The following is a 14,838-nucleotide window of genomic DNA, read 5'->3' as shown; positions in this document are numbered from 1 at the left end:
CATATCAAAATACTTGTATTCTTGATATGGCTTTTTATTTTTTATAATTCTTTATATTATTTAGACAAAAATTACTTATCTCCTATTTATCGCCCTCTTTATTTCAGGATAGTCTAATTACATCTCTTTAACTCAAAACTAACAACACACAGGTTGCATTTGCATGACTAGATTTGTATCTTCGCGCACGGAAAATTTCTATGACAGCTAGTATTATTTTGTTATTACAACAAAATCATCACCATGAATTGTTTGTCTTAGTAAAATTATACGACTAATTATTTCCTTAAAAAAGAATAAAACAGAAAGGTATCGCAACACTTGGTCGTACTTATGATTAAGATACCGTTATAAAAAAACAAGAAATATGGGAGTTAATACCTCAAAGATTGTTTACACCAAAACTGACGAAGCACCAGCTTTAGCAACCTACTCTTTCCTACCTTTGGTAAAAAGATTTACAAAAGCAGCGAATATCACTATAGAAACAAAAGATATATCCCTGGCCGCAAGAATTCTTGCTATTTTTCCTGAAAAATTAACAGACAAACAAAAGCAGGCCAATGCCCTTGCAGAACTTGGTGAACTTGCTCAAAAGCCCGAGGCAAACATAATCAAACTCCCAAATATTAGTGCTTCAATTCCACAATTAAAAGCTGCAATAGCCGAATTACAACTTCAAGGGTTTGATTTACCCAACTACCCCGAAGAACCAGAAAATGATACCGAAAAGGAGATCAAAGCCAAATATGATAAAATAAAAGGGAGTGCCGTAAACCCTGTACTAAGAGAAGGAAACTCTGATCGTAGAGCTCCAAAACCAGTAAAAGAATACGCCAGAAAAAACCCTCACTCGATGGGGGCATGGAGTGCAGATTCAAAAACTCATGTATCCACCATGAATAGTGGAGATTTTCGTTCTAACGAAAAATCTGTGACCCTATCAAAGGCTGGAGATGTAAAGATCGAATTAGTTGAAAGCAATGGAACAACAAAAGTTCTTAAAGAAAAAACAACGTTACTCGAAGGTGAAGTAATCGATGCTACAGTTATGAGCAAAAAAGCGCTAATTGCTTTTCTTGAAGAACAAGTGGCAGATGCAAAAGATAAAAATGTATTGTTTTCATTACACATGAAAGCAACTATGATGAAAGTTTCTGATCCAATTATATTTGGACATGCGGTAAAAGTATTTTTTAAGGATATTTTTGAGAAACACGCCGATGTACTTGAAGAAATTGGTGTAGAAGAGAATAATGGATTTGGAGATTTAATCAATAAACTAAAAAGAGTACCAGACGCCAAAAGAGAAGAGATCAAAGCAGATATCCAGGCTTGTTATGAGAAAGGCCCAAAGCTTGCCATGGTAAATTCTGATCAAGGAATTACCAACCTGCATGTACCAAGTGATATTATCATCGATGCTTCTATGCCTGCGATGATTCGTAATTCGGGACAGATGTGGGATGCAGATGGAAATACGCAAGACACAAAAGCAGTAATACCAGACAGTAGTTATGCCGGTATTTACCAGGAAACTATCGATTTCTGTAAAAAACATGGTGCTTTTGACCCTACTACTATGGGTACCGTACCTAATGTTGGATTAATGGCCAAAAAAGCTGAAGAGTACGGTTCTCACGACAAAACTTTTGAGATCCCTGTAGATGGTAGCGTTCGAGTGGTGGATAATGAAGGGAATACACTAATAGAGCATACCGTAGAAAAAGGTGATATCTGGAGAATGTGTCAAACCAAAGATGCTCCGGTAAAAGATTGGGTTAAACTTGCTGTTAATAGAGCAAGAGCTACCAATACACCTGCAATCTTCTGGTTAGACGAAAACCGAGCTCATGATGCCGAATTAATCAAAAAAGTAAATACCTATTTACCAGTACATGATACATCTGGACTTGATATACGAATTATGTCTCCTATAGAGGCCACACGCTTTTCTTTGGAAAGAATAAAAGATGGGAAAGATACAATATCAGTTACAGGAAATGTACTGAGAGATTATAATACTGACCTCTTCCCTATTCTAGAATTAGGAACTAGTGCAAAAATGCTATCTATCGTTCCGTTAATGAATGGTGGTGGATTATTTGAAACAGGTGCAGGAGGATCAGCTCCAAAGCATGTCCAGCAATTTAATAAAGAAGGACACCTAAGATGGGATTCTTTGGGAGAATTTTTGGCGCTAGCCGTTTCTCTTGAACATCTTGGCGAAACGAACAATAATCAAAAAGCCTTAATCATAGCAGAAGCGCTTGATCAAGCTACAATAAAGTTCTTGGACAATAAAAAATCTCCTTCTAGAAAAGTAAACGAGTTAGATAATAGAGGTAGTCATTTTTACCTGGCAATGTATTGGGCTCAAGCCCTTGCCGGTCAAGCTCAAGATACAGATTTACAAAAAGAATTTGCTGCAATAGCAAAGCAATTAGAAGAAAATGAAACAAAAATCATCCAAGAATTAAACGATGCACAAGGGAGCGCCGTTGATATGGGTGGATATTATTGGCCCAATGTTGATAAAGTAGCAAATGCAATGCGACCTAGCAAAACATTAAATACGATTATCAATGCTTAATCATAATCATAAATAAGAAAAAAAAGGCCAGTATTCGATAATACTGGCCTTTTTTATAGCCTTTTACGGCTATTTTTAATAATTAAATAACATTTGGCTATCAAAATAGTCGTTAGCTTTGACCGTTACTATTTATGGATTATGATATAAGGTTGATCGATAGATTTTCTTGATTTGTATATTATTCTTTGAAAAAAGAGAGCTTCATTATAATTTTAGGTATGAAACTTGTGCCAACCTCCCTCATAATATCACTAAATAAATTTTAAATCATTTATCCCTTGAAAAAGCACACTTTAATCAGCTTATTATCCCTGATCATTCTTCAATTTTCTGCACTAGCCCAAGAAAAATACACTTTAAGCGGAACGGTTTCTGAACAATCCAGTAACGAAACTCTAATTGGAGTAAATGTTATTTTTCCCGAAATAGGAAAAGGAGTGGTGACCAATGAGTATGGGTTCTACTCCATCACTTTACCACAAGGAACTTATAAATTACAAGTAAGTTATCTTGGATTTAGAGATATTGTGCAAGAAATCGAATTAAACGAAAATAAAAAACTTAATTTTCAGTTGACCGAAGCTTCTGAAATGTTGGACGAGGTGGTCATTACCGAAAAAGCTGAAAAACTAAATATAAAAACCCCACAAATGAGTCTTAATAAACTCTCTGCAGGAACAATTAAACAGATTCCTGTCGTTCTAGGGGAAGCAGATGTAATTAAATCGATCATTCTTTTACCCGGTGTTACTAGTGGTGGTGAAGGTGCATCAGGATTTAATGTACGTGGAGGCTCTGCAGACCAAAACCTCATTCTGCTCGACGAGGCTACCATATTTAACTCCTCTCATCTTTTCGGGTTTTTCTCTGTATTTAACCCAGATGCCATTAAAGACATAAAACTTTATAAGGGAGGTATCCCAGCAAAATATGGCGGACGTGTATCTTCAGTTCTAGATATCTATCAAAAAGAAGGGAATAGTAAAAAGTTTAAAATGAGCGGAGGCCTTGGTGCAGTATCGAGTAGATTATTAGCCGAAGGACCACTAAAAAAAGATAGAGGAGCTTTTCTTGTGGGAGGAAGAGCTTCATACGCCCATCTGTTTTTACCACTGGTAGATGACGGAAACGATAATGTAGCCTACTTTTATGACCTTAACACCAAACTAAATTATAAACTTAACGAAAATAATAACTTATACTTATCAGGCTACTTTGGTCGCGATGTATTTGGCATTAGTGAGAGTTTTGAAAATATTTATGGTAACACGGTATTAAACCTAAGATGGAACCATTTGTTTTCAGATAAATTATTCTCAAATCTATCACTTATCTACTCCGATTATTTTTATGGCCTCGAATTGGATTTTGTAGGTTTTGAGTGGGATTCTGGGATTAGAAATTTCAATATTAAATATGATTTAAAACATTATCTAAGCGATAGTTTTCAACTTAATTACGGGATTAATAATATCTATTTTAGATTTAATCCCGGTGAAATTAAACCCAATAGTGATGATTCTGGAATTACCCGGGAAAAGTTAATTAATAAGTATGCCAATGAGTTTGGAGCATATATCGACGCTGAACATAAAATTTCTGAAAATTTAACACTTCAATACGGAGTTAGGCTTAGCAACTTTATACGTTTAGGACAAGATGAGTTAAATGTATATCAGAATGATAATCCACTTTTATTTAACGAAGAACTGCAAATCTACGAATCTGCAGAACCTATAGGAACAGAAAACTTTAGTCGAAGTGATCAAATTGAAACCTTCACAAATCTTGAGCCTCGCGTAGCTCTGGCTTACGCTTTCAACGACAACACCTCAGTTAAGGCCAGTTACAACCGAATGGCTCAATATTTACATCTACTTTCAAACACCAACTCTCCTACTCCGTTAGATGTATGGACACCAAGTGGAAAATATATCAAACCACAACTTCTTAATCAATATGCATTAGGATATTTTAAAAGCATAAACGACAACGAATATTCCCTTGAAACCGAGATTTTTTATAAGGATATCAAAAATCGAATCGATTATATAGACGGAGCAGATTTGATTGCCAATAATGCAATTGAGCAAGATATATTAAATGGAGAAGCCAGAGCATACGGTTTAGAATTTCTATTACGTAAAAATGAAGGAAAGTTTAAAGGTTGGTTAGCTTATACCTTGTCAAAATCTGAACAAAGAACTCCTGGAAGAACACCTAATGAACCCGGGATAAACAATAATGAATGGTATAATACACCTTATGATAAAACTCATGATATATCCTTTAATGGGTCTTATGAATTAAATGAAAAGTGGAAATTCGGGGCTAATTTTGTTTTTCAAACAGGGCAGCCTACAAACTATCCTACGGGACAATTTGAATATCAAGGCCTAGTAGTACCGGTATTTGATGGCCCAAGAAACAGCGAACGTTTACCATCATATCACCGCATAGATGTGTCTGCCACATTAACTCCCAGAAAAAATAAAAACAGGAAATGGCAAAGTGAATGGGTGTTCAGCATCTATAATTTATACAATCGTAGAAATGCAGCTTCAATTACATTTGCAAGAAATACAGATACATTTGTAAATGAGGCTATCCGGACTTCAATTTTTGGTATTATACCTGCAGTAACCTATAATTTCAAGTTTTAGAAAATGAAAAAGATAATTTATATACTAGTATTTACCTTGGTCTTTACAAGTTGTGAAGATGTTGTTGATGTAGATGTTCCTGAAGGAGAACCAAGATTGGTTATTGATGCTTCTTTTGAATTATATAACAACGAATCACCTATTACAGTTGAAGGCGGTGTGAAACTTACACTGTCTGCACCTTTTTTTGATGAGGAAGTTCCTGCAGTAAGCGATGCTACTGTTTTTATTACAAATCTCAATGACAATTCAATTATTAATTTTTCAGAATCTATTAATGAATCGGGGCTTTTTACACCCGATGCGATAGACTTCATTCCTGAATTTGATACTACATATCAACTTACTGTTATTTATAACAATGAAACCTATATTGCTACAACAGAACTAATCCCAACCGTTCCGATCGACAATATAGAACAAGGCGATGGTACTTTATTTGATGGTGACGAAACAGAAATTATTATTTTCTTTACCGATGATGGAAACCGTGATGATTTCTATCTTTTTGATTTTGATTTTAGTTTATTTCTAGCCAGTGAAGACCGTTTTTATCAAGGACAACCCTTTAACTTCTCCTATTTCTATGAAGACATGGTAGCAGGTCGAGATGTAACTATCAAAATACTAGGAATCGATAAACGGTATTTTGAATACTCAGAATTACTGATCGCCCAAAGTGAGCAAGATGGAGGAAATCCCTTCCAAACTCCACCTGCTATACTTAGAGGTAATATTATTAATACTACCAATCAGGATAACTATCCTTTAGGATATTTCAACCTTTCTGAAGCAGATAGATTTGAATTCACTATACAAGAAGAATAGTATTTATAAAAACCTATCTGCCTAGACATTAAAAATGAGTATTTTTGAAGCATGAATTTTACCAAAACAACAGAGCAAGCTTCAAAGTACAACCATCTTGAAAAGATGAGTGTTCATGAATTACTGACTAATATCAATAGTGAGGACAGCTTGGTACCTCTCGCAGTAGAAAAATCAATCCCTCAAATTGAAATTTTGGTTTCCAAAATAGTAGATAAATTAAAGAACGGAGGGAGACTTTTTTATATAGGTGCGGGAACAAGTGGTCGTTTAGGTATTGTTGATGCGAGCGAATGCCCTCCCACTTTTGGAGTATCGCATGATTTGGTTATTGGATTAATTGCAGGAGGAGATAAGGCTATTAGAAAAGCGGTAGAATTTGCCGAAGATAGCACACAACAAGGGTGGCAAGATTTACAAGAGTGTCACATTTCAGAAAAAGATGTAGTGATTGGGATTGCAGCATCAGGAACCACCCCCTATGTTATAGGCGCACTACAGAAATGTAACGAAAATAATATAATTACCGGTTGTATTACATGCAATGAAGGAAGCCCCTTGGCCAAAACAGCACAATTCCCGGTGGTCATTATTGTTGGCCCCGAATTTGTAACAGGAAGCTCCCGAATGAAAGCTGGTACTGCTCAAAAACTTGTGCTAAATATGATTTCTACAACTACTATGATCCAATTAGGCAGAGTAAAAGGCAATAAGATGGTTGATATGCAGCTTAGCAATAACAAATTGGTAGATAGGGGTACTCGAATGATTATGGAAGAATTAGATATTTCGAAAAAAGAAGCAGCAGAGTTATTAGAAAAATATGGTAGTGTACGCAATGCGATCAATAATTATGGAACCAAATAGAACGAACAAAGAGTTACTTGGCAAAGGGGTGCAACGCATGGCTATTGCTCTTATTTTTATGTTTATTAGCCCGGTAATTATCCATTCGGCCTTTAAAAATCAAGATCATCCTTTATATATCCCAATTTTAATACTAGGGCTGATAGGGGCTGGATTTGCAATATTTATGGCTTTCAAAGGGATACGCACCATTATGGAGTCTATGTTTGGAAAACGATAACCCTATTTATTATCTCTTATTAAATCCCTTCTCGTTTGTTAATGGGTGAGGTAGGATTATAGCCAAAACCTGGAATTTTTATTTCTATCCCTAGAGTATTAAGAATATATCCAATAACAGCATAATGATGTATAGTATGACTATTTGCATGAGAAAGAATACTTTCTAAGGTATAGTTTACTGTTACTTTTCCCTGCCCCATATTATCGGTAACATGAATAAGGTAATCTGTATTTACATCTATATAAGAAAGTAGTGTTTCTTGCAATTTATATATATGCTGTATGGCTGATTCTTTACTGGTAGATAATACCTCATCTCTTTTACGAGCTGTTAAATCAATATTATTAGAGTCCAAACCGCTAATAACGCAATCAAAAAAATCAAGTGTATGCCTTATATGAGATCCAATACTAGAATAATAAGGTCCAACAGATGTATCTTGATAGGTTTTAGAATCTATCGCATCTAATAGAGCAATAGCATTATTAAGGTTATGATTAATTGAGGATATGATTAGTTGTTTCATGGGCTATTTAGACGTAAGATACATAATTAACTTACATAATACAGTCATTAGAAAGTAAAATTAGTTTTTTTGATGGTATAGCAAAATATTAAACGGTTATTATCGTTTTCAATTACAGATATTTATAACACAACGAAGTTCTTTCTTACAGAACAGTAGGACATTTATCACTAAAATTAAGGTTTACCCGTAAAAATCAAGATAAAATGCGCATTTTATCGATTAATGACGTTTTTTTTTGGATGATACCTAAAAAATATCGTATACTTGTTCCGTGATTTAAAAGCCCCATTAGAATGAAAAAAATTGCACTTATCTTATTCTTATCTTGTTTTATCCCCAAAATCAATGCTCAAAACTTGTATGATGATGCTTTGACTGCTGCTAGTTATGCATACTCTCATAGTAAGAAAGCACATGGGTCTAACAATGTATATCACACACAAGAATATGCAGATAAAGCTATTGAAGCTTTTGAAAAAGTAGAAAGCCTTGCCGATCAATGTGGATGTAAAAAGGCAAATGAAACTGCTTATCAAGCAAGAGTTGATATGCAAAGTTCGCTGGAGCAAGACACATATGAGCGTAGTAGATTTTTTGCAAAGCGTGCCAAAGAGCTTGGTTCTACATTACTTGAACAATTAACATTCTGTCAGGCCAATACTGGTAGTTATGATGATAGTTATACAGAAGAGGCTTCTATAGATGAAGAAAATGATATAGCTGACTTGAGCGATGATGTATCCAACAAACAAAGAGAATTAGAAGAAAAGAGACGTCAATTAGAAATCGAACAAAGAAAATTAGAGCAGCAAATCGCAGAGCAAAATAAACAAAAAGCTGAATTTGAAGCTAGACGTGCTGCCGAATTAAAAGAGCAAACAATTATAAAGTCAAAAGCTGAACAAGCATTAAAAAAGCTTGAAAATGCATTACAAGAACTTAGCGTAGTACTTAATGAAGAGGCTACTTTCGAATCACAAGCAGATTATTTACGAAGTGAGAACGAATTAAAAAACGAATCTCTTGACGATACAAAAAGTTTCTATGTAAACAGAGCAAAAGAACTTACCCAGACGGCTATGCAACAGTTTGCAGGTTACAATATGGTAGAAAATTAATATTAATGCTGAATTTTATTTTGAGCCCCAAAATAAAATTTTTCGAGACGGCACCTTTACAAAAGGTGTCGTTCTTTTTTTAATTCTTTTTGGTTATTACCACTCTTAAAAGCAGTAGATCATCAAAATATTTTGGATCATCTATCTACTGCGTTATCTCAATAATCCAAAAGACATACCGTTTTTTTCCGGTAATCCCTTTCGATTATAAGTTACATTAAATCTAGGGTCTGACACATAAGGCATTCGTTCTTGTTTAATAACTTCAATACTTAAAAAATCAAACTCAGAGACTACCTTTCCTGTAATACGGTAAATCCCTTTCCCTTTGAAAGGATATTTCTTGGCTGCCGGTGGAAAATGCACCGTATCAATCCACGCTCCTTTCTGATCTAAAAATGTTCCAAAAAACATACGATCACCTCTGGAAGTTCCCGTGTTCTTAACAGTTATTAAATATCCATAAATCACCACAATGTTATTTAAATATGAAACCAAATTACTAGTCAGCAAATTACTTGTAGGTGGTTTTTCTAATAAAACAAAAGGATTATATAATGTAAAATTCAATAATTCCAGTTGATCAAAAGCGTTTTCTAGATCTGTGATCGTAAACTCGGGTAAGACAAAATCCTTAATATTTACCTTGAATAACTGCTTCTGAAATTCATCACTGGCAACGTGATTACATTTATAATATGCCTCCCATAATAAACTACGTTTATTCTTACCAAAAGATCTAAAGGCATCAATTCGAATAAGAATATCTAATTGTTCTATAGATAATGGTACACGTTCCATAAAATCATCTAAGGAATCAAATAAACCATGCACTCTAGCCTCTATTATTTTCACCATTGAACGCTTTTCAAGCCCTTGAAGATGTTGAAAACCTAAGTAGATTTCATTTCCATTAATTGTTGATTCTATTAAACTGGTATTGATACAAGGTACATGAATAATTGCACCATTAATTCTTGCTTCATGTAAATACATTTCTACACGATAAAACCCTCCTCCATTATTAATAGTAGCCACCATATACTCAAGAGGATAATAACACTTCAAAAATAAACTTTGATAAGACTCTACTGCATAAGAGGCAGAGTGTCCTTTTGCAAAGGCATACCCCGCAAAACTTTCTATCTGTCGCCATACTTCAAAAATTACATCATCTACCTCTCCACGCTCGCGACAATTAGCAATAAATTTATTTTTCACAGCTTGAAACTCTTCTCGAGAACGATACTTGCCACTCATTCCCCGACGTAATACATCTGCCTCTCCCAGGTCAAGACCTGCATAGTGATGAGCTACCTTGATAACATCTTCTTGATATACCATTACTCCATATGTATCGGGCATTATATCCCACAAAACAGGATGTGCTTGCTTTCTACGTTCTGGATTTTTATGTCGTAAAATGTACTCCCGCATCATCCCGCTTTTTGCTACTCCCGGGCGTATAATAGAGCTAGCTGCAACCAATGTCAAATAATCTCGTACTCCTAACTTTTTCAATAGCATTCGCATTGCTGGAGATTCTACATAAAAGCAACCGATACATTCGGCTCTTTCGATCATCATATTGATATTAGGATCCTTAAAAAAAGGCTTTGCATTATGGATGTTAGGTAAAATTACCTCGGGATGGTTTTCTTTGATAATGGCAATAGCATCCTTTATTTTTCCAAGCCCTCTTTGCCCTAAAATATCAAATTTGTAAAGTCCAACATCTTCAGCAATATGCATATCAAACTGAACCGTAGGAAATCCTTTGGGAGGTAAATGCGTGGCTGAAAAATAATGAATAGGCTTTTCGGAAATAAGGATTCCAGCTGCATGGATACTTATATAGTTTGGGCGACCATGCAAATATCTTGCATATTTAAGCACTAATCTTGAGAGTTTATCCAGCTTATTGGGATCGTATTTCCCATCGCTTAATTTATCTATTTCGTGTTTGGGAAGCCCAAATACTTTACCTAACTCTCGAACTGCACCACTATGCTTAAAAGTTACATATGCTCCTAATAAAGCAGCTTGTCCATCATTTCCAAATGCTTCAAAAATAAACCGTGTTACATCTTCTCTATCCCAGCTAGAAAAATCAATATCAAAATCTGGCGGGCTTGCACGATATAAATTCATGAAACGTTCAAAATATAAATCTAGTTCTATAGGATCGACATCGGTAATTTCTAATAAATAAGCAACGATACTATTAGCCCCACTACCTCGCCCTACATGATAATAGTCTTTGGATTTTGCATATTGAATGATTTTCCAATTAATTAGAAAAAAACTCACAAAATTTTGCTGCTTAATCAAAGACAGTTCTTTTTCTAAACGTTGACGTATAGAATCAGTTATTAATTCATAACGTCTTGGTAATCCTAATTCACATAATTCGACAAGCTTTTCAAAATCTGCATCAATACTTTCAAAAACTGTCTTTAAATTTTGATTTTCTCTATCCTTTGAAAAATTAAACTCAATACTACATTGTCTAAGCAATTTCTCTGTATTCTTTAAAATATGAGAATAATTTTGAAAAGCCTTTTTGATATCTGTTACAGGATACATTTTATGTTCAGGTTTACCTTGTTGTGATTCGGGCAATTTACTTAACAACATATTGGTATCGATAGCGCGTAAAAGCCGGTGTGTATTAAAGTCCCGTTTATCCCGAAAAGTTACAGGATGTAATACTACCAATTTATCGGTAAACTCACTAAGCTTCGAAAAACGTAACTTATTAATATCGGTTAGCCCTACACCAATAAATTCATTAGCCAGAAAGGTTGTTTTTTCTGAAGCTAATAACTTTTCAAAAGGATAAATAACCAAACTATGATAAAAGGGGGGAGCTTGATCAGGAAACGTTTTTTCTTCATGTAAATGTTCAGAAAGGAAACGGTTTAGTTCAAAAAAACCCTTATTATTCTTTGCCAGGCAAACATAGCATTGCTTGGCATCATTACGAAAATCAATACCAACAATAGGTTTAATGTCATACGAAGGTGCTTTTCGAATAAAATTTAGACAAGCAGACGTATTGTTTATATCGGTCAAAGGAAAATAATCACACCCATGTTGTTGAGCCATTTCTAATAGCTCAATTTCAGATATAGTACCGTATCGAAGACTATAATAAGAATGATTATTTAGATACATTTAGGTTAAAATTATTTATTGCGTTCTATGTGCTAATACTATAGGTGGCTCTCCACTAAATGGATTTGTAAAATTTCCGATAGTACGCGCCCCTTCTCCCATAGTAGCAGCACGCATAATACTTCGATCTCCAAAACGAATCCGTATATCATCCATAGCCCTATACAGATTAACTGTTTTCTTTTCATCATCAAATAAATTGATTTGATAAGTTCCTGCAGTTAAACCACTATATCGTACTCCTACGAGGCGTATTAATAACCTTCGTCTAAAAAGGTTTTCAAATAACTGCATTACTACTGGAATTAAATGATGATCTGCCGAGGTATACGGAATTTTTATTTGCTTTGAATAAGTCTGAAAATCAGAGTAGCGAATCTTAACAGTTACACAAGAGGTAAGCTTCCCTCCTCGTCTTAATTGAAAGGCCAGATTCTCTGCCATTGCCGTAATTGTAGTTTTTAACGTAGTTATATTAATTGTGTCCTGACCATAGGTGCGCTCACTAGAAATAGATTTACGCTCATGATACTCTACTATTGGTGTGTGATCGATTCCATTGGCACGTTGCCATATGATGCGGCCATTTTTACCAAACACCGAAGTCATCATATCTACAGGCATTTTTTGTACCATATGCACATTCTTGATTCCCATATTACAAAAAGTACGATAAGTTTTCTCTCCAACCATTGGTATTTTCTTGATGGATAGTGGTGCCAGAAAAGCCTTTTCATAACCAACATCGATTTTTAATTGATTATTAGGCTTAGCTTCATTTGTAGCAACTTTGGATACTGTTTTATTTACTGAAAGACCAAAGGAGATAGGCAACCCCGCCTCGTGAATAATTTTATTTCGCAACTCTGAAGCAAATTTATAACATCCAAAAAAACGATCCATTCCGGTAAGATCGGCATAAAATTCATCTACACTGGACTTTTCTAAAACAGGCACTTCGCTTTGCAAGATCTCGGTTACTTGTTTTGAAAATTTAGTATACGTCCCGGCATTGCCACGTATATAAATTGCATTAGGACAAAGTTGCCTAGCCATTTTCATAGGCATTCCAGAATGAACACCATATGCTCTTGTCTCATAACTTGCTGCACTTACTACTCCGCGATCACCTGTACCGCCAACAATAACAGGTTTATTATTGAGTCTGCTATCCAATAGACGTTCGCAGGACACAAAAAAAGTATCCAGATCGAAGTGCACAATTGTAGTATTCATAACAATTCCTTTTACATATAAACAATATTATTTTCCCCATGTTTGCGTAAATAACTCTTGATGATTTTAGTAGTATGATATGTATGCTTTTGTAGCACCAAAAAAGGTTCAAAATCATCAAAATATGATATTTGTTCTGATTGATGAACATAACCATACCCTTTATACATTCCGTTTTGAATCATAACGAAACTATGTTCATTTATAGTTCTACCTTTTTCCTTTATTAGGTAGGTTTCTTTTTGTTTTTCTATAGATGTCAATGCTTTTTGAACACGCATATTATATAATGCTATAGATTCTTGACCATAACATATTCCTTTACAGTTTTTGATACGATAATGCGAGCAACTTCCTATAGTGTTTTGTAATCCACAATATCGAGGGCAAAGTTGGTAATCAAAGCATAGCCGTTCTAATTGTTCTATAGCATCAGATCGTTTATAAAACACTTCTAATGAATCATCAGTACTCTTTGATCTGTTGATGGCTAGCTGCACAACTCCTTTCCTATTAATGTATTTTATTATTCGGTATGGAGCTACAGGCCTTTTTTGAGCGGTATTAAATTTCGGAAAGTGTTTCTGTATCTTTTCTGCTTCCAACAATAAAGCTATTAATTCGTTACCTGTTATTTCATAATCTATGGTATATGTTTCCTGACCAAGAGCGTATTCTTTATTCTTTTTATCATAAAAATGACTAATCACTCGTTGCTTTATATTCTTTGCTTTACCAGCATAGATCACTTTCCCTTTTTTATCTTTAAAGAGATAAACTCCTGTTTCTTCTGGTAATTTATTAATTACATCTACATCAAGATGCGGCGGAATTGTTGCTTCTTTTGAGCGAGCATTTAAAAAAGAATTTATGATTGTGTAATTTGGATCAAGCGTCAAAATCCGTTGAAACAAAATCACTGTAGCATCGGTATCTCCTTCTGCACGATGTCTATCAATCAAAGGGATATTAAGAGATGAACAAAGCCTACCTAAACTATAAGAAAATAGTCCAGGTATCAATTTTCTGGAAAGCCTTACCGTACAAAGTTTTTTTCGAGTAAATGTATATCCTAAATTTCTAAATTCTTCTCTGATAACATTGTAATCAAAACTAACATTATGAGCCACAAAAATAGCATCGGTAGTGATTTCGATAATACGTTCTGCGATTTCATGAAATTTAGGGGCATTTCTGACCATATCATTATCAATACCTGTAAGTCCAGTAATAAAAGAAGGAATACTTTGCTCTGGGTTGACCAGGGATGTAAATTTATCCAGGATTTTATTTCCTCGTAATTGTACAATACAAATCTCTGTAATACGGTTTCCCAAAATACCTTTTCCGGTAGTTTCGACGTCAATAACGGTATATAGTTGGTCTTGCATTATACTTTTATTAAGAAATACAAAACTACTATAAAAAAATGAATTTATGGAATATTTCCTATTAATTGGAAATATTCCATTTAACAATAAAAAACAGGCATAAAAAAACCCTCATCGGTTAAGATGAGGGTTTTATAAAGAAGGCGGTGACCTACTCTCCCACGATTGTAGTACCATTGGCGCTAACGGGCTTAACTACTCTGTTCGGAA

At 34.6% G+C, this 14,838-nt stretch carries 10 protein-coding genes and 1 rRNA gene; 6 read left to right on the top strand and 5 right to left on the bottom strand.

All coding sequences use genetic code 11. The features are described from left to right. Positions 1 to 367: 367 nt before the first annotated feature. The 5 genes from U6A24_RS08635 (at position 368) to U6A24_RS08615 (ending at position 7,174) form a co-directional block, all read left to right on the top strand. Complete coding sequence (locus tag U6A24_RS08635; RefSeq protein ID WP_324179555.1) at positions 368 to 2,593, top strand: NADP-dependent isocitrate dehydrogenase; 2,226 nt, start codon at positions 368 to 370, stop codon at positions 2,591 to 2,593. A gap of 281 nt (positions 2,594 to 2,874) precedes the next feature. After that, a complete protein-coding gene (locus tag U6A24_RS08630) occupies positions 2,875 to 5,259 on the top strand; it encodes a TonB-dependent receptor (protein WP_324179554.1) in 2,385 nt (794 codons plus the stop codon). Positions 5,260 to 5,262: 3 nt separating this feature from the next. Further along, complete coding sequence (locus U6A24_RS08625; protein WP_324179553.1) at positions 5,263 to 6,087, top strand: DUF4249 family protein; 825 nt, start codon at positions 5,263 to 5,265, stop codon at positions 6,085 to 6,087. A 51-nt stretch (positions 6,088 to 6,138) separates the two neighbouring features. Continuing rightward, entirely contained in the window at positions 6,139 to 6,954 is an 816-nt protein-coding gene (gene murQ / locus U6A24_RS08620; protein ID WP_324179552.1) for an N-acetylmuramic acid 6-phosphate etherase, read from the top strand. Further along, the gene (locus U6A24_RS08615; protein ID WP_324179551.1) at positions 6,941 to 7,174 is read left to right on the top strand and encodes a DUF6095 family protein; all 234 of its coding nucleotides are present in this window, start codon (positions 6,941 to 6,943) and stop codon (positions 7,172 to 7,174) included. The genes murQ and U6A24_RS08615 overlap by 14 nt, the downstream gene beginning before the upstream one ends. Before the next feature lie 19 nt (positions 7,175 to 7,193). On the opposite strand, the gene U6A24_RS08610 is transcribed toward U6A24_RS08615, so the two are convergent. Next, positions 7,194 to 7,703: a DinB family protein gene (locus U6A24_RS08610; RefSeq protein ID WP_324179550.1), complete on the bottom strand. Its 510-nt coding sequence runs from the start codon at positions 7,701 to 7,703 to the stop codon at positions 7,194 to 7,196. Between the two features lie 296 nt (positions 7,704 to 7,999). On the opposite strand from U6A24_RS08610, the gene U6A24_RS08605 reads away from it, so the two are divergent. Next, entirely contained in the window at positions 8,000 to 8,824 is an 825-nt protein-coding gene (locus U6A24_RS08605) for a hypothetical protein (protein ID WP_324179549.1), read from the top strand. A 153-nt stretch (positions 8,825 to 8,977) separates the two neighbouring features. On the opposite strand, the gene U6A24_RS08600 is transcribed toward U6A24_RS08605, so the two are convergent. The 4 genes from U6A24_RS08600 to rrf all read right to left on the bottom strand — a co-directional run. Then, positions 8,978 to 12,001, bottom strand: a complete 3,024-nt coding sequence (locus tag U6A24_RS08600) for a DNA polymerase III subunit alpha (RefSeq protein ID WP_324179548.1) — start codon at positions 11,999 to 12,001, stop codon at positions 8,978 to 8,980. 15 nt (positions 12,002 to 12,016) lie between these two features. Continuing rightward, the gene (gene dinB, locus U6A24_RS08595; RefSeq protein WP_324179547.1) at positions 12,017 to 13,237 is read right to left on the bottom strand and encodes a DNA polymerase IV; all 1,221 of its coding nucleotides are present in this window, start codon (positions 13,235 to 13,237) and stop codon (positions 12,017 to 12,019) included. An 11-nt stretch (positions 13,238 to 13,248) separates the two neighbouring features. Then, on the bottom strand, positions 13,249 to 14,628 hold the full coding sequence (locus U6A24_RS08590) for an exonuclease domain-containing protein (protein WP_324179546.1): 1,380 nt from the start codon (positions 14,626 to 14,628) through the stop codon (positions 13,249 to 13,251). Between the two features lie 138 nt (positions 14,629 to 14,766). Beyond that, a 5S ribosomal RNA gene (gene rrf / locus U6A24_RS23245) occupies positions 14,767 to 14,838 on the bottom strand; the annotation flags it as partial.

It is taken from the genome of Aquimarina gracilis (assembly GCF_035285365.1).
GTDB lineage: Bacteria > Bacteroidota > Bacteroidia > Flavobacteriales > Flavobacteriaceae > Aquimarina > Aquimarina gracilis.
The sequence above is the reverse complement of the archived record's forward strand: the minus strand, read 5'-3'. Positions and strand labels throughout refer to the sequence as shown.